The organism is Spongiivirga sp. MCCC 1A20706, from assembly GCF_046524175.1.
Taxonomy (GTDB): domain Bacteria; phylum Bacteroidota; class Bacteroidia; order Flavobacteriales; family Flavobacteriaceae; genus Spongiivirga.
On sequence record NZ_JBEFZF010000003.1, the window covers coordinates 58090 to 75628 of the forward strand.

The 17539-nt window shown below is 35.9% G+C and carries 14 protein-coding genes; 9 read left to right on the plus strand and 5 right to left on the minus strand.

What is annotated here, in order from left to right:
- The first annotated feature begins 21 nt into the window (after window positions 1–21).
- Entirely contained in the window at window positions 22–2736 is a 2715-nt protein-coding gene (locus tag ABN763_RS08145) for a putative LPS assembly protein LptD (protein WP_410484958.1), read from the plus strand.
- 48 nt (window positions 2737–2784) lie between these two features.
- Window positions 2785–3165, plus strand: coding sequence for a Rid family detoxifying hydrolase (locus ABN763_RS08150; RefSeq protein ID WP_410484959.1), 381 nt, complete (start codon window positions 2785–2787; stop codon window positions 3163–3165).
- A gap of 9 nt (window positions 3166–3174) precedes the next feature.
- On the opposite strand, the gene ABN763_RS08155 is transcribed toward ABN763_RS08150, so the two are convergent.
- The 4 genes from ABN763_RS08155 to ABN763_RS08170 all read right to left on the minus strand — a co-directional run bounded on the left by ABN763_RS08155 (window position 3175) and on the right by ABN763_RS08170 (window position 10701).
- Complete coding sequence (locus ABN763_RS08155; RefSeq protein ID WP_410484960.1) at window positions 3175–4035, minus strand: N-acetylglucosamine kinase; 861 nt, start codon at window positions 4033–4035, stop codon at window positions 3175–3177.
- A 72-nt stretch (window positions 4036–4107) separates the two neighbouring features.
- Window positions 4108–5109, minus strand: a complete 1002-nt coding sequence (gap, locus tag ABN763_RS08160) for a type I glyceraldehyde-3-phosphate dehydrogenase (protein ID WP_410484961.1) — start codon at window positions 5107–5109, stop codon at window positions 4108–4110.
- A gap of 22 nt (window positions 5110–5131) precedes the next feature.
- Window positions 5132–6118, minus strand: coding sequence for a 6-phosphofructokinase (gene pfkA, locus ABN763_RS08165; RefSeq protein ID WP_410484962.1), 987 nt, complete (start codon window positions 6116–6118; stop codon window positions 5132–5134).
- Window positions 6119–6327: 209 nt separating this feature from the next.
- A complete protein-coding gene (locus ABN763_RS08170; protein WP_410484963.1) occupies window positions 6328–10701 on the minus strand; it encodes a translocation/assembly module TamB domain-containing protein in 4374 nt (1457 codons plus the stop codon).
- A 179-nt stretch (window positions 10702–10880) separates the two neighbouring features.
- On the opposite strand from ABN763_RS08170, the gene tsaD reads away from it, so the two are divergent.
- Both tsaD and ABN763_RS08180 read left to right on the plus strand, forming a co-directional pair.
- Complete coding sequence (gene tsaD, locus ABN763_RS08175) at window positions 10881–11903, plus strand: tRNA (adenosine(37)-N6)-threonylcarbamoyltransferase complex transferase subunit TsaD (RefSeq protein WP_410484964.1); 1023 nt, start codon at window positions 10881–10883, stop codon at window positions 11901–11903.
- 7 nt (window positions 11904–11910) lie between these two features.
- Complete coding sequence (locus ABN763_RS08180; protein ID WP_410484965.1) at window positions 11911–12615, plus strand: 16S rRNA (uracil(1498)-N(3))-methyltransferase; 705 nt, start codon at window positions 11911–11913, stop codon at window positions 12613–12615.
- 249 nt (window positions 12616–12864) lie between these two features.
- Here ABN763_RS08180 and ABN763_RS08185 read toward each other — a convergent pair whose 3' ends face one another.
- Window positions 12865–13635, minus strand: a complete 771-nt coding sequence (locus ABN763_RS08185) for a DUF1223 domain-containing protein (protein ID WP_410484966.1) — start codon at window positions 13633–13635, stop codon at window positions 12865–12867.
- Window positions 13636–13695: 60 nt separating this feature from the next.
- Here ABN763_RS08185 and ABN763_RS08190 point away from each other — a divergent pair, with 60 nt between their 5' ends.
- Genes ABN763_RS08190 through ABN763_RS08210 form a run of 5 tightly spaced genes read left to right on the plus strand, consistent with a single transcriptional unit; the run spans window position 13696 to window position 17518 of the window.
- A complete protein-coding gene (locus ABN763_RS08190) occupies window positions 13696–14346 on the plus strand; it encodes a DUF4159 domain-containing protein (RefSeq protein ID WP_410484967.1) in 651 nt (216 codons plus the stop codon).
- A gap of 4 nt (window positions 14347–14350) precedes the next feature.
- Entirely contained in the window at window positions 14351–14692 is a 342-nt protein-coding gene (locus tag ABN763_RS08195; protein ID WP_410484968.1) for a GlsB/YeaQ/YmgE family stress response membrane protein, read from the plus strand.
- Between the two features lies 1 nt (window position 14693).
- Complete coding sequence (locus ABN763_RS08200; protein ID WP_410484969.1) at window positions 14694–15209, plus strand: TrmH family RNA methyltransferase; 516 nt, start codon at window positions 14694–14696, stop codon at window positions 15207–15209.
- Window positions 15210–15246: 37 nt separating this feature from the next.
- Window positions 15247–16335, plus strand: a complete 1089-nt coding sequence (locus ABN763_RS08205; protein ID WP_410484970.1) for an AI-2E family transporter — start codon at window positions 15247–15249, stop codon at window positions 16333–16335.
- A gap of 7 nt (window positions 16336–16342) precedes the next feature.
- The gene (locus ABN763_RS08210; protein ID WP_410484971.1) at window positions 16343–17518 is read left to right on the plus strand and encodes a THUMP-like domain-containing protein; all 1176 of its coding nucleotides are present in this window, start codon (window positions 16343–16345) and stop codon (window positions 17516–17518) included.
- The last annotated feature ends 21 nt before the right edge of the window (window positions 17519–17539 follow it).

Here is a 17539-nt window from a genome sequence, read left to right on the forward strand (position 1 = left end):
TACTTTAATATTGTATAATTCGTGTTGCAAATAACTAAACGCTACATATACAGTACCTTCGGGTTACTACTTTTTTGCCTTACGGCGCTAGCCCAAGAGCCTCCAAAAGAAAAAAAGCTGGAGCAACCTAAAGTCAAAGACAGTATTTCGATTAAAAAAGACAGTCTGGGTCTTGTTCCTGCCGTGGTAACTGATACCACAAAGATCGATACAACAAAGCAAAAACAGCCCATTTTGCTAGATAAAATACGATATAAGGCTAAAGAATACACTAAAATAAGTCGGAAAGAAAACAAGATTTATTTATACGATGAAGCCGAATTATACTATCAGGATACTGAATTAAAAGCCGGTATTATCATACTAGATTATGGTAAAAATGAAGTGTATGCCGGTAGAATAAAGGATAGCACAGGAACCTTAACGCAATACCCTTACTTTAAACAGGGGCAAAATGTAGTTGAGCCGGATTCCATTCGCTTCAATTTTGATACGGAGAAAGCGCTGATATGGAATAGTCGCACTGCCCAAAATGATTTTAATGTTTTTGGCGAGATGACCAAAAAAGAGAACGACTCCGTAGTGTTTATAAAAAATGCCAAATTTACCACCTCTGAAGATCTTGATAATCCTGAATATTATTTCTTTTCAAGAAGGATCAAAATGGTCCCCCGAAAGAAGATTATTACCGGATTTACTAATATGTATATTGCTGATGTTCCCACTCCAATTGGGCTTCCATTTGCATATTTTCCACTTAGTAATGAAAAATCGATTTCGGGTATCTTATTCCCTACCTTCGGAGAGCGTGGTGACCAGGGGTATTTTTTACAAGGTTTGGGATATTATCAAGTAATTAATGAATATGCCGATATTGCCTTATTGGGTGATTACTTTACTAACGGAAGCTATGGACTTCGCTTAGATAGCAAATATGCTTTGAGATATAAATTTCGTGGTGGCATTAATCTGCAATATCAAAACCAGGTGAGAAGTCAGCGAGGTTTCCCAGATTTTTCTAGGAGTACTTTGTACAGAATCAGCTGGAATCATAGTAAAGATCCAAAGGCTAGCCCTAATTCTACATTTAGCGCTAATGTAAATATATCGAGTAGCAATTTCTTTACAGAATCGCAGAGCATTAATACTGTTGCTGATCGAGCGACTAACCAAACGCAATCATCTGTAAGTTATTCAAAAACATTTCCAGCCTATCCCTCTGTAAATTTATCCCTAACAGCCACACATAGTCAAAATAACCGTACACAAACTATTGATATGACATTGCCAACATTTCAGGCAAACATGGAGCGCATATATCCGTTTGTTAGCAGATCAGGTTCAAAAAAAGGGATTATAAAGAATCTCAACTTTCAGTACACTGTGAATGGTTCGAATACCATACGAACAGCAGACTCTCTTTTCTTTAAAAAGGAAATGTTTGACAATGCCCGGCTTGGGGTACAGCATCGCATCCCTGTTAGTACCAATTTTAAGTTATTTAAGCATTTGAGTGTTACCATGGGTACTAACTACGAAGAATCATGGGTTTTTGAAACCTTACGGTTTTCAGATTATGACAACAATGGTACTCCCGACGACTTGACGGATGATATTGAAGCGGTTGCCGATACCATATCTGGTTTTGAATCACACAGAAGATATAACTTTAGTGCCGGCATTGGTACCACCATTTACGGCACCTTTAATTTTGGTGATGACAAAAAAATACAAGCAATACGACATACGATAGCGCCTAGAATAAGTTATTCTTTGAATCCTGGATTCTCACAGTTTTTTGATGAATACGTTGTTGATGCCGAAGGTAATTTAAGAGAGTATAGTCCGTTCGATATTAGTTTATTTCGAGCGCCCGGTAAAAACAAATCCAGTTCTATTGGATTCACAGTCAGTAATAATTTTGAAGCAAAGGTCAGAGATAAGGACACTACCGCCACCGAACCCAAAAAAATAAAACTGCTGAATAATTTAAACTTTTCAACCAACTATAACATTGCTGCAGATTCACTTCGATGGAGTCCTGTTAACTTTACAGGAACCATCCCACTTTTTAATCAAAAGTTAAACTTATCATTTGGAGGTGTACTTGATCCTTATGCGATTGACAACAACGGTAGGCGTATAGAAAAATTTAATATTGATAATGGAGGAAGCCTATTCAGACTTACGGCAGCAAGGGCAAGTTATAGCTATTCGTTCAGCAATGAAGATTTTAAAAAAGGCAGCAAAAAACAACCGGCAGGTCGAGAAGGAGAAACCACCTATGACCTTGGCGCAGAAGAAAGTGCTTCCTTTTTCGGAAAGGATACTGACTTTAGAGATCGGTTCGAAGGCCAAGAAAAGAACAAAAAAGAAGACGGTAGTGAATCATACTATCGATCTGTGGTCCCGTGGCGATTAAGTATACGCCATAGCTTTAATTACAGTAATCGAAATCGGGAAAGGAATATTAGTGCTCATTCACTACAATTCAGCGGTACGGTAGATCTTACTCCACAATGGAATATAGGTTTTAATAGCGGTTACGATTTTGTACGAAATGGGATCACATCGACCCAGTTACGTTTTGGTCGTGATTTAAAAAGTTGGAGAATGGATTTTACATGGAGTCCATTTGATACCCGCGTTAATTGGAGTTTCTTTATAGGTATTAAGTCCAGCTTCCTTCAAGATATTAAATATGACAAACAAGCGCAACCAGATAGAAGGTTATAAGTTAAGAGTTTATAGAAATTAAAAATCTACAATAAGTACAGTACAAAAATGAAAAAAGTAATCACCACCGACCAAGCTCCTGCACCAATAGGCCCTTACAATCAAGCAATTCTTTCAGACAACATCTTATACATGTCGGGTCAAATAGCGTTTGACCCCGTAAGTATGGAGTTAATAACAGATTCCATTGAGGAGGAAACAAAACAAGTAATGAAAAATCTAGAAGCAGTTTTGTATGCTGCAGAAATGACCTTTGAGAATGTTGTAAAAACTTCGATTTTTCTTTCTGATATGAATAATTTTAGCGAAGTAAATGCGGTTTACGCTGGGTATTTTGATGAACAAACTGCACCAGCCAGAGAAACAATTGAAGTGGCTAACTTACCGAAGTTTGTGAATGTTGAAATTTCAATGATCGCTATTAAATAAAATTATTTTCTAAGCGCGCATCTTATTTCTTAAGTGGTAATTTACTAGACCTTCAATAGGAGCCTTGAGAATTGTACCGGGTTTGATATTGTTTTCTTTTAAAACTTCACGGAGTTCCTTTTCCAAATAGAAACCAATAGATCCTACGAAGTGTACAGGGATTTCATGGCAATCTTCATATTGAGTAATTTGATTATCTACAAATAGCTGAAGTCCTTTTTTGATTAATTTTTGAGAATAGTCCTCATCTTTATTCTCAATTAAAAAACGAGCAAAGGTTGCTAAATATGTATTTGGATTCGGTTCCCTATATAAATGTGTTTTAACCGATTCAGCCGATAACTCATACTGCGCTTCGAATTTTTCGGCTAAATGCTCCGGCATTTTGTTAAAATGATAATCTCGTATCATTTCACCTCCAAAGTAATTACCGCTAGCGTCATCCATTAAAATATAACCTAAGGAAATTACCTTTTGATGAACGGTTGATCCATCATAATAACTACAGTTAGATCCTGTACCCAAAATACAAACGATACACGGCTCATCATTCTTTAAAACTGAATATAAAGCCGCATAAGTATCTTCTTTAATATGAAGTTTTGCTGTTGTAAAAAATTCGCCAAAAACATCATTGATGCGTTCTTTAGGGCGTTCAACTCCTAAGCCTGCGCCATAGAAGTATACATCAGTAACCTCGTCTTTATGCTGATAAAGTTCGAAGTTATTAATAATGCGTTCACGAATTATTTCACGGGTAAGTACCTGTGGATTTAGCCCTAACGTTTGTGTTTGAAACAAGGTTTCTCCGTTTGCACTTATTGCAATCCAATCTGTTTTGGTTGATCCGCTGTCAGCAATTAATATCATAATGGCTAAAAGAAAAATTCCCGTTTATTGAAAATAATCCGATAAACGGGAATTAGATTGTATAGTTCCTTTTTACAAACTTGCAGCGTGTGCCACTAAGTCTAATAATTTATTTGAGTAACCAAATTCGTTGTCATACCAAGAAATAATCTTGTAAAAACGATCGTTTAATGCAATACCCGCTTCGGCATCGAAAATGCTGGTGCGTGCATCAGATACAAAATCGGTAGAAACAACAGGTTCATCAGTATATCCCAAAATTCCTGCCAAGTCGCCGTCAGCAGCATCTTTCATTGCCTTCTTAATAGCATCATAAGAGGTGTCTTTTGATAAACGAACGGTTAAGTCTACAACAGATACATTAGGAGTGGGGACTCTAAATGCCATACCCGTAAGCTTTCCTTTCAAGGAAGGTATCACCTTGGTAACTGCCACTGCAGCACCTGTAGTAGATGGAATGATATTAGCTAATGCCGAACGACCTAATCGATAATTTTTGCGCGAAGGACCATCAACGGTAAACTGCGTTGAAGTTGTTGCATGAACTGTAGTCATTAATGCTTCTTCGATTCCGAAGTTATCATTTAACACTTTAGCGATCGGAGCCAAACAGTTAGTGGTACAAGATGCATTTGAAATGATGGTATCAGATGCTTTTAACTCATGGTTATTTACGCCCATAACAAACATTGGTGCATCTTTAGAAGGTGCTGAGATTACCACCTTTTTAGCACCCCCTTGAATATGGAGGTCTGCGGTTTCAAGTGTGGTAAAAATACCAGTACATTCTGCTACGATTTCAGCGCCAACCGCATCCCACTTTAAGTTCTTTGGGTCTCTTTCTGCAGTAATACGAATAGTCTTTCCGTCAACGATTAAATTACCATCTTTAACTTCGATAGTACCATCGTAACGACCATGAACAGAATCGTATTCTAATAAGTATGCCAAATGATCTACATCAAGTAAATCGTTAATCGCTACTACTTCTATATTGTCACGGTTTAAAGATGCTCTAAAAACCAAGCGTCCTATTCTTCCAAATCCGTTAATTCCAATTTTTACTGTTGCCATATTATTAATCTTAGTATTAAGTTTAGGTCGACATAATGTCTGAAACCCTTAGTAATTCTTTATTTATTGTATGTGTTCCCTTAACTGCTTTGTCAAGTGGGGTTAAATCAAGTTTGTTATTATTGATTCCTACCATGTAATTTGATTTACCTTCTAACAAACTCTCCACTGCCTTTACCCCCATTCGGCTTGCTAAAACACGATCATAGCAAGAGGGGGCTCCACCGCGTTGCATGTGTCCTAAGACGGATACTCGTACATCATACAGTGGAAGGTTTTCCTCGACATAGTCTTTTAATTCAAAGACATTCTTTCCGATTTTATCACCCTCCGCTACCACGACAATGCTTGAAGATTTTCCAGAGCTTTTACTGCGTTTTAGGGATTCTAATAATACATCGAGTCCTATATCTTCTTCTGGAATCAAAATCTCCTCCGCTCCACCAGCAATTCCAGAATTCAGTGCGATATCGCCAGCATCACGCCCCATAACTTCTATAAAAAATAAGCGGTCATGTGAACTAGCTGTATCTCTGATTTTATCGATAGCTTCTACCACCGTGTTAAGAGCAGTATCATACCCAAGTGTAAATGCAGTTCCATAAATGTCATTGTCAATGGTTCCTGGTATCCCTAAAACAGGAAATTTATATTCTTCATTAAAGACCATACCTCCTGTAAACGTTCCATCACCACCAATTAGCACTAAGGCTTCAATCCCTTTAGACATCAAATGTCGGTAGGCTTTTTTACGACCATCGGGAGTCATAAATTGTTTTGACCTAGCCGACTTCAAAATGGTACCCCCTTTATTGATAATACCGCGAACACTACGAGCATCCATATCGACAAAATCTCCTTCGATCATACCTTGATACCCTCGGTAAATACCAACACATTCCACCTGATGATAAGCACATGCACGAACTACAGCTCTTATGGCCGCATTCATTCCTGGAGCATCCCCACCAGAGGTCATCACCCCAATTCTGCTAACTTTTTTAGACATTAAATATGAATTGAATATCAAAATTACCAAACTTAGCAGAATATATCAGCCACAAGGAGCAAGAATTAATCGATATTTAAACCTTAAACGATTTCGTTAATAATAATTTATTTTGAAAGTGCTCAAATAGCAGTTCAGAAGCATATCGATTGGAAACAATATATTTGGTAGATTAATATTTAAGCATCTCTACAAACCAAGCATCTTATCTAGTCATTAGATCTTGTTTTTTTTGCGCGGAAATTTACAAGAGCCGGTTCAACAACTGAATCTTTTTTACGCTTGTTTTTTTGCTTTTTCTTAGCTGCTTTATCGGCCTTTTTAAAGATTTTTTGAAGTAATTCCTTGAAGGTATCAAAATCATATTCATAGGACAACCCAATACCTTGGGTATAACCAATATTTTCTGCCACTTGGGCAAATTGCAATTCATTTTCGCGATTAAAAACTTTAGCACGTAATGATCCGTCTTGGTTTAATAAAATATCGACTTCCACATTTCCTACTACTACAGTCTGGCTAACGCCGCCCACCGGCACCCCAAACTTTCCGTTTAATAAAATGCGGTCGCTAATTTTTGTACTTAAAGTAAAACCTAGTCTATCTTCGGTTCTCAAATTGGTAAGTCCAGTTCTATCACCTTGATCAAAATTTACACCCAATTGCACTACCTCATCATCACCTGAAATAAGATCATTAAATACATTACTGGCCGTTTGAAATAAATTACCTGTAATCGCTTGTTGAGAAATACTTACTTGATCAATGAAAACACCTTGAGTAATTAGCGACAAAGCCTGTAATTGTTTTTGATCTTCGTCCTGCAGACTAAACTGTAACTCCGATTTTACAATACCACTTGCATTCGGGAAATCGATATCGAAAGTTGGTGTAAAAGAATCTAAACTTCCATCCAAAGAAACGGATACTTCGGTGGGTATTTTTCTATTAAAATCTTGACCATTAGCCAACAATACTGCTGGATTCGCTTCTAAGCTGTAAATAGCGGTCATATTAGTCAATTGCGCCCCATAGGGATCGCCACTCCAGTCGATATTACCCCCGGGTTGTACTATAAAATCTCTAGTATACAGTCCGCCAAGTGTTCTAAAATTATAAATTCCTTCATAGGCAGCGAAACTACCGTACATATTAAACTTACCATTGGTATTAATCTCCATTAACAATAAACCTACACCTCGTCCAGAAAGTTTACTCCCAGTCTCCTGATCAATCACAACCTCTACTTCAGCATCCGTAGTAATGTCGAGATCAAATTCCATTTCTATACCTTGAATATCGTCGACCACCCGACGCTCGCCATCCTCTCTTAGCTGGTTTTTATCAATGAAGGTAATAAACGACTCATCGCCCACACTTGCAGTATCATCAATCGGAATTTTTATTGAAGTACCTGACTCAGATCGAGCTTCAGCTTTTATTGTCAATGCATCGATAGGACCATATATATTACCATTACCACTGATAAATGCAGTTCCGTAGTATAAAGCGTCCTCTCCTTTAGGAATGTCAAAAACCATTAATCTTCGCGGTGCCAAAACTTCCAAATCGAGTCGCCAATCATCAAAATAAGTATGAGAAATACTACCATCTACTACTCCTCTAGTAAGATATTTCGTATCAGTAATACTCACATTATCGAATACAAAACTTTCTTCTCTTAACTGAATGGTCGAAGCTTTATCCATCGCCAAGTCAACATTTAAATCTGGGAGGTAAATCCCTGCATTATCTAGTTCTAAGTATCCATTGATCATAGGTCGGTCCATAGCACCCGATACCTTGGCCTTTCCAGTAGCTTCACCACGAATTCGCTGTATTACATCTTCACCCAAAGCACTGAACGGGTTAATCAAAAATTTATCGAGTTCCAGATCTAGGTCATAAACGTATCCTTGTCTTTTTTTGTTGATACCGCCTTTGATAAATAATGGCTTTGTGTCCTTATTCGAAATCGAAGCGTTCACAACAAAATCTCGCAGACGCTCATCACCTTGTATATCAACCAAGAAATTACCATACTCATGTTTATTAACCTTAAAATTGGAAATAACCATCCGAGAATTAGGCAAATATATACCTTGACGCTGCAATATGTTGATCTTACCATCAACTACTCCGTCAAGCCTTAAACTGTCAACTTCAGGCGTAATTTTATTTAAGTCGACTACTTTAAAACCAACACCAATATCCTTATATGTGCTATCTAACATGATACCACGAATATTAATATACTCATCTTCATGGTTCATGCTTATATCTTCAATACTAATAGTATCTAGTGTTTTATTAAGTACCACGCGATTTTTACGGTCCCGTTCTTTATTTATATACCATCGATTGCCTTTAAAGTCGACCTCCGACCTTTGGATACCCACTACGGATCTATTCTTGTCGTCAATTGTATGGTAAAAACTTAAGTTGTAAAGATCATTATCCTGTTTACCTCCGTTAAAATTTGTTTTAAAAAACAGTGTATCACGAAGTGTTTTATTTATCAGGTCAAAATCACTTGCTTGATAAAATCCAGCATCAATTTTTCCTACTTGAATAGCGGTATTAAAAAGCGGGTTTTTGTTATCAATCTGGACACTTACTTTATCCATCATATAGTCGAATACATCAATACGCGGTGAACGAAAATTCAGTTTAAAATTACCATCATCAGCAGCAATTTTTCCTTGAATAATGGTGTTAGGACCAAACTTCAATTCGGGATAAAACACTTCGACAATCTTATTATAAACGATAAAATTGAAATCGATAAATTGCCCGGTGTTCACCTGATGCGGATTATAGTTAGCATAGATACTACCCACAGAGTTTTGTATTAGCTTACCAAGTTCATTAAATGAAAATCGTCCGGACAGCTTGCCGTTTACAATATCAGGTGAGTCTATTGTAAGGGTTCGAATACTATCTTTAAATGCACTAGTGACTTTAAAATCATTAAAAACATATTGGTCGTTTTGATTTTGATACACTGTCTTTTTAAAACTTAGTGTACCAGCCATATTATCTAGATTCGTTCCGACGGTGTTAATATCAATATCTCCTTTAAAAATTGAAAGACTATCTCTTTTTACAAAGTTCAGCACGTTTAAATTAGCATAGCCAACGTTCGCTTTAAAATCAAACTGATTCTGATCATTAGATAAATCAGCCAAACCATCAAAACGCAACTTTAAGTTGGGATCATTAGATTGCAAAAAGCCATCAAAAAGCTGATCTTTTAAAACTCCGGAAACTTCTAAATTTTTGTATTTGTAGTTATTAAACTTTAATGTATCAACCGTACCAATAATTTCGGTATTCAGACTTTCTTGGACAAAACCCTTGCCATCAACATTCAACTTTAATGTAGCTTCACCTAAAATGGGATCATTTAAAAAATCACCGAGATCAAAACTTTTTAATTCAACAACCCCTTGATACGATGCATTATCAATGTTTTCGATATCAGTTAAAGTCAAATTAGAGACTGAGCGCCCAATGCGTGTATCAACTGTCAAGTTTGCATCGATCATACTTTCAGAAATAATTGTATTTCCTTTTATGTTGAATTGACCCAACTTCTCGAAGCTTGAGGGCAGTGTTTTCCCTAAAAGATCAGGTAATAATCGTTTTAATTGATAATAATTTGAACTTAACTGCGACAAGTCTGCCTCCATATAAAACTGACGCGTGCTGTTGAATATATTTTTAAAATACATATCCCCTTTTATGCGGGTATTGGAGGAAACCAAGTTGAGTTTTTTTAACTCTAACTCATTTAATGTACCGGTAAAATCCGTATTAAAATATGCCTCACCTAAACCAAATTGATTGTAAAATAAATTGATCTCATTAAAACTTATTTTTGAGCTGGTGAAATTACCGTTGACCTTAACCTTATCAGTAAAATCTGCCATGTCTTCTCGCTTGTAATCAAAAACCAAAACACCATTTACCTCAGAAGCCTCGGTATTAATTTGCAAATCATCAAAACGCATTTGCGATAAGCTATATGAAAATTTAGCCTGTAGTTGTTGCATTTGCAACCCTCGTTGATCTACAAATGACATTTGATTAATATCAGTTGTTACATTAGGCCCACTAATTTTAAAATCACTGAGTTGGGCATAAAGATTTTTAAAATTAAGTACATCCTCGGTTTCTAAGTTTTCGTCAACCAGTTTAAAAATTCCATTTTCTAAACCAATATCGTCTGAAACGAATAAAAAAGAAGAAGGTTCATCCGATTCTGAAGGAGTATCTAACTTCTCAACAAAAACATCAAGATTGGTAAAGTCCTCTTCTTCGTAAGTTTTTAAATTGAAGTACAGCCCGTCAATATCAATACTACCAAACTCAAGCTTGCCGTCAATTGCATTTTTAACACTAAGCAAAGAAGCCTCTAGATTCTGAATATAAATAAGTGTATCTTTCTTGTAGTCCTCAATATAAATGTCCTTTATATCGGCGTTCCCTGTAAGGCTAAGACCAACCTTTCCTATGTTAATGCTTGTGCCAAACTCTTTGTTAATACTATTGGTTGCTTTTCTTGCAAAATAGGTTTGCACAAACGGAATATTAAGAACAATAAAAAGCAACAAAAAAAGCAGAATGATCCCAAGAAGAAATCGACCTAATATTTTTCTGAATTTTTTGATAGCCTTTAATATTTTAATTTTGTCAAATAAGATAACAACGACCGTGCCCTTTTATTGGCTTTAATGAATCCTTAACGTTTTTAATCACCTTGAAACAAAAAGACATTTATATTTTAGGCATTGAATCATCGTGCGACGATACTGCTGCTGCTGTACTTCACAACGGTAAAATACTATCTAATGTTGTTGCAAATCAGGCAATTCATGCCCAATACGGAGGGGTTGTACCCGAGTTAGCCTCAAGGGCACATCAACAAAATATTGTACCGGTAGTACACCAAGCTTTAGCCCAAGCAAATATCGACAAAAAAGAGCTAAGTGCCATAGCATTTACTAGGGGACCAGGACTTATGGGGTCACTACTTGTAGGAACCTCATTTTCAAAGTCTTTAGCAATTGGTTTAAATATACCGCTTATTGATGTTGACCATATGCAAGCTCATATCCTGGCTCATTTTATCGATGAAGAAGGATTTGAAAAACCGGATTTCCCTTTTTTAGCTATGACCATTTCTGGGGGGCATACACAAATTGTTAGCGTTGATGATTATTTTAAAATGGAAGTAATTGGTGAAACTTTAGACGACGCGGTAGGTGAAGCTTTTGATAAAAGCGGCAAGATTCTGGGTTTGGATTATCCTGCGGGTCCTGTAATTGACAGATTAGCAAAACAGGGCAATCCCGAAGCTTTTAAATTTTCTAAACCAAAAGTTGATGGCCTTAATTTTAGCTTTAGTGGACTCAAGACTGGTATTCTTTATTTCATTCAAAAAGAAGTAAAAAATAACCCAAACTTTATAGAAGAGAATCTGGAGGATATTTGTGCATCGATTCAATTTACCATTATTAATATTTTGATGGATAAATTGAAAAAGGCATCAAAAGAAACAGGCATTAAACAGATTGCGATCGGGGGTGGTGTTTCAGCAAACTCAGGAATTAGACAGTCCTTAAAAGATGCTGAAGCTATACATGGTTGGAAAACATTTATTCCCAAATTTGAGTATACCACAGATAATGCGGGAATGATAGCCATTGTGGGGTATCTTAAATTTTTGGCAGGCAGTTTTGCCGATGAACGTATAACGGCAAAAGCCAGAACACATTTTTAAGTAGGCCATGCAATTGTTTTATGACCCTAATCTTGATATCAAAACGCGCGACTTTTATGTCAGTAAAGAAGAAAGTAGGCATTTGGTAAAAGTACTCCGGAAAAAAGAAGGAGATTTATTGCATTTTACTAACGGCAAAGGACTTCTATTTGAAGTAACCGTTGCCATTGCCGATATACGTAAGTGTCAATTAAAAGTACTTTCACACAAGAAACAATCAAAACGTAAATATAGACTTCACCTTGCCGTGGCACCCACTAAAATGAACGATCGTTATGAATGGTTCCTTGAAAAAGCAACTGAAATAGGCATTGATGAAATAACTCCTATTATCTGTGATCATTCTGAACGAAAAGTTATTAAGAAAGAACGTTTTGAAAAAATACTTATTGCAGCAATGAAACAGTCTTTACAGTATTATCTACCCAAGTTGAATGACGTTATTTCCTATACCGATTTCTTAAATACAGCAACATCAGATTCTATCTATATCGCTAATTGTGATGAAGTTGAAAAAAAATCGCTAAAAAATAGCGTATCATCCAATGAAAATACCATTATACTCATAGGACCGGAAGGTGATTTTTCAGCAGATGAAATACAACGCGCATTGGAAAATGAGTGTAAACCGGTAAGTTTAGGCGGAACCAGATTGCGCACGGAAACTGCTGCTATAGTTGCCTGTCATACGGTGGCTTTAGCAAATGAATAATTAATCACTATTTATTAATAAAGTCGGCTGCTCTATCTTAGTTAATTCGGAGTTTCACCTATTTCATCACAGCATAAGATAAGTATTTCAGTCAAGATGAATTCCCGCCCTTACGATAGGCAAGTGTTTCAGCTCTCACACTTCTTAGTTAAAAAACAAGTATTTTAAGATAATCTAAAACCAAGTTCGAGATGACTTATGACCTCAACTATGTTATTATTCTTGGTAAGCACTGAAGTCTAATAAATTCTATTTCACTTCAGCCGCGACAGCGGTTAACGTAGTTAAACTTTTATTTTCTACCACAAGAACTACTTGCAACCTATCATTATTTTTAACCCACGAAGGTATTTGTAGTGTTAATTCTCCTTCAGTAATCAGTTTAGCTTCTGATTCTGCGGTCACAATATTTCTGTTGGTTAAAGTCAAGTTTCTATTTTCACCCCGCTTTATATGAGTTGTTTTTTCTTTAGTAACTAATACCGCTCTTATGTTTTTACCATCGGAGTCACCATAATAAACATAGTTTATTTCTATCTTACCATTTGATTCTTGAAGGTTTGTTATTTTAATTTCGCCCCAAAATTGGTTATTAGAAGCATATCGGTTTATTGCTGATTTTAACTTGTATTCGCTGCTGCCTACAAAGTGCTCACTGCCATTCACAACGATTTGCGGTGTGTAAATAGATCGGCTTTGAAATTTTTGAGCGTATAATCGCTGCTTATCACTATACTTTTTGCTACTAAAAGGATCTTTCCAGCCTATGTAGTTCCAATAATCAACATGATAACTCAGTGTAAACACCTTTTTGTTATTATATGTATCACTTATTTCAGCCAATAACTCATCTGCTGGCGGGCAACTTGAACAGCCTTGCGAAGTAAATAGCTCCAGTAACACCACAGGTTCCGTTTTGATGACAGTTTCATTATTATATGGAGCTTGGGCGTTAGAAACGAGCACTACTCCTACCACTAAAACAAAGACTAAAACTATCCTAAAAAGTATTTTCTGCATAACAATTATTGTTATTTTTGATTTGGAGGTTTTAGTCCACCAAATTTTAAATACTTTACAATGCGCTACATTATTTTAGGAATTTTTATGAGTATTGGGTTATTAACATCCTCACTCAAAGCGCAGGAAATTGCAGTACTTAAATATAAAGGAGGAGGCGATTGGTATTCAAATCCGACAGCTTTGCCTAACCTCATTTCTTTTTGTAATCAGCAGATCAATACCAAGATTAATCCTAAAAATCAAACTGTAGAAGTAGGCAGTATTGATATATTTCAATATCCATTTATCCATATGACGGGGCATGGCAACGTGTTATTTGATGATGATGATGCAAAAAATTTACGCACCTACCTGTTGAGCGGTGGTTTTCTTCACATCGATGATAATTATGGGATGTTTAAATATGCTAGTAAAGAGATAAAAAAAGTATTTCCCGATAAAGAGTTAGCCGAATTGCCGGGTAATCATGCGATATTTAATCAAAAATTTAAATTTCCAACCGGACTACCAAAAATACACGAACACGATGGCAAGAGGCCTCAGGCATATGGTATTTTTCACGAAGGACGACTTGTACTGTTGTTTACAGTTGAAAGTGATCTTGGTGATGGCTGGGAAGATCCAGCAGTACATAATGACCCCGAAGAAGTGCGATTAAAGGCACTAAGAATGGGGGCGAATATTGTGCAATACGTTTTCGAAAACTAAGCCTATGAAGTTATCCTACTATTGTGATAGTTGCAAACAAGAAAATTTTATCAAAGCTTCCGCTCCCACTCGAGTAGAACTGCAGATGTTTCTTGGTAAAGATGAAATAAAAGAACGTTGTAAATATTGCAGTCATTTAAATATAAAACACCTTAATAGAATAATGGCATCGCCTAGCAAAATGATATCGTTTATTGTTGGAGTAGCTGGAATTCTCATTGGCGGTTTTCTTATATATTTATTTGGTTGGCTTGGTGCGCTCGCATTTTCAATTCCTGCGATAATAGCAGCACAACAACAAAAAACAGTGAGTACTTTTAATAAAACCACCATACGTCGCAAATAAGTTGTCACAACGCACCCATTACAATACGAACTTCGAAAAAAAGCAATTACCAATAACACTAATAGCAGATGGTGTGTCATTAGCGCCTAACATCGGTTCGCTATTTAGAATTGCAGATGCTTTTGGTGTTGAACAATTACTTTTGTGTAATGCTGTCGTCGATTTACAATCAAAAAGAGTACTCAAAACCGCCAGAGCTACCATTGATCACGTAGCACATAAACATATTGATCACTTAGAAGACCTAATCAATATGCTAAAAAATGATGGATACCTCGTTGTTGCTTTAGAAATTACAGAAAATAGTATTCCGCTAGGTAAGTTGGACTTAGGCAGTTTTAAAAAGATTGCATTGGTTGTGGGTGGTGAAAATTTTGGTGTATCCGAATCAGTTTTGACACTTTCCAATGAGATTATTCATATTCCAATGTATGGTAATAATAGCAGTATGAATGTCTCCCAAGCAACTGCCATTACACTTTATGAATTGTCGAATGCGCTTATCAATCGTATTTGACAAATTATTAGCTATATTTCATTTTTAAATTGACCAAATGAAACCAAAAACCATTGCCAATGGCATTTTAAGAGCTGTAGGTATATTGGCAGGAATTTTTATCCTGTTATATTTTTTATACCAAATACGTTCCGTTTTAGGCTATATAGCGATTGCGGCTGTCATTTCATTAATTGGTAGACCCATCGTTTTGTTTTTAAAGAATAAACTAAAATTTAAAAACACTTTAGCAGTAATTACTACCATGCTGCTTATGGTCGGCTTGCTGCTAGGTATACTTTTCATGTTTATTCCATTGGTTATTGAACAAGGCAGAAATCTTTCTTTACTAGATGTTGATGCGTTAAATGGCAATCTGGAAGATCTATACTTTCAAATACAATCGTATTTTGACAATTCAAATATTGATATTAGAGAATCTTTAAAAGAGTCGAATATATTATCGAAACTCAACTTTCAGATGATCCCAGATTTTTTGAATTCGGTTGTAGGTGCTTTTGGTAGTTTTAGTATCGGATTGTTTTCGGTACTATTTATTGCTTTTTTTCTTTTAAAAGACAGTTATCTATTGGTAGATGGCATCATGGTGCTCACACCAAGCGGCAAGGAAAAAAGAGCTAACAAATCATTTGAAAAAATAAAAGGGTTACTATCCCGCTACTTTATAGGACTTCTTTTTCAAATTTTAATCTTATTTGTGCTATACGCTATTGTTTTATTAATCTTTGGTATCGATAATGCCATTGTAATAGCCTTTTTATGTGCGTTAATGAACCTCATACCTTATGTTGGACCAATCATTAGTGCTGTTTTATTAATGATACTTTCAATGACATCTAATCTTGGCGAAGATTTTAGCAGTGTTATTTTACCAACGACCATTTATGTGATGATTGGTTTTATCATCGCTCAGTTGGTTGATAACTTTTTCAGCCAACCATTTATATTTTCAAGTAGTGTAAAGTCACATCCATTAGAAATATTTTTGATTATCATAATTGCAGGATTGCTATTTGGTGTCATAGGAATGATCGTAGCTGTTCCGGCGTATACAGTTATAAAAGTTGTTTTGAAAGAATTCCTAGCAGATAATAAACTTGTAAAAAGCTTAACTAAGGATATCTAATTGGCTATTGAACGAACATATTTTACATAAAGCAGTTCAAGATTTTTTAGTCGATTATGGATTAAAAGATCCGTTACCGCTTGCTTTTAAAAAAGCAGTCTTTCTCAATGTTACCAATAAGGAGCTTATTGAACAACTGGTCTCAAGAAAGAAGGCGAGTAAAAAACTACCTTCATGGTATGCAGAAAACACTATTTATTACCCTCCACCAATTTCTATTGAGCAAGCCTCTTCAGAACGAACAGCAAAATACAAGGCAAATTTAATTAAGGGAGAATCAATAATTGATATCACTGGCGGATTTGGGGTTGATTGTTTTTATTTCTCTAAAAAAGTAACTCGGGTCACTCATTGCGAGCAGCAATTGCAGCTATCTGAAATTGCAGGGCATAATTTCAAACAATTAGGTGTAAACAACATTAGTTGTATAGCGCAAGATGGAATACAGTTTTTGCAGGATACTAATTTGCATTTTGATTGGATTTATGTTGATCCTGGAAGGCGTGACACTACAAAACGTAAAGTTTTTTTTCTTTCCGATTGCACTCCCAATGTTCCAAAACATATTGAGTTATTGCTTAAAAAGACAGACAATGTGCTTATTAAAACTTCACCACTACTTGATATAAGCGTTGGATTAAAGGAGCTTGTTCATGTAAAAGAGATACATATAGTGGCGCTAAAAAATGAAGTCAAAGAATTGTTATGGGTGATCGGTAAAAAAGAAGCGAACGATATAGCTGTTACAGCAATTAATCTAGATACTGAGCAAGAATCATTTAAAACTACCTATCCTTTAAAGAATGCCGAAGTGCAATATTCCATACCCGAAAATTATCTGTACGAACCGAATCCAGCTATTTTAAAGTCTGGTGCCTTTAATGAAGTGGCCAGTCAATATCAGCTCAAAAAACTGCACCAGCACTCGCATCTTTATACGTCAGTAGATCAAATTAATTTCCCAGGTCGCATTTTTAAAGTTCAGAAGGTTTTTGATTATAGCAAGAAAAAGTTAAAGTCCATTTTTAAAGGAACAAAAGCAAATATAAGTTGTCGCAACTTCCCGGAGTCTCCCATTGCTCTAAAGAAAATACTAAACATTAAAGATGGAGGTTCAAAATACTTATTCTTTACTACTATATCAAATGGAGATTTGGCAGTATTAGAATGCATTAAAAGCTAAACTACACTATTACCTAGAAGA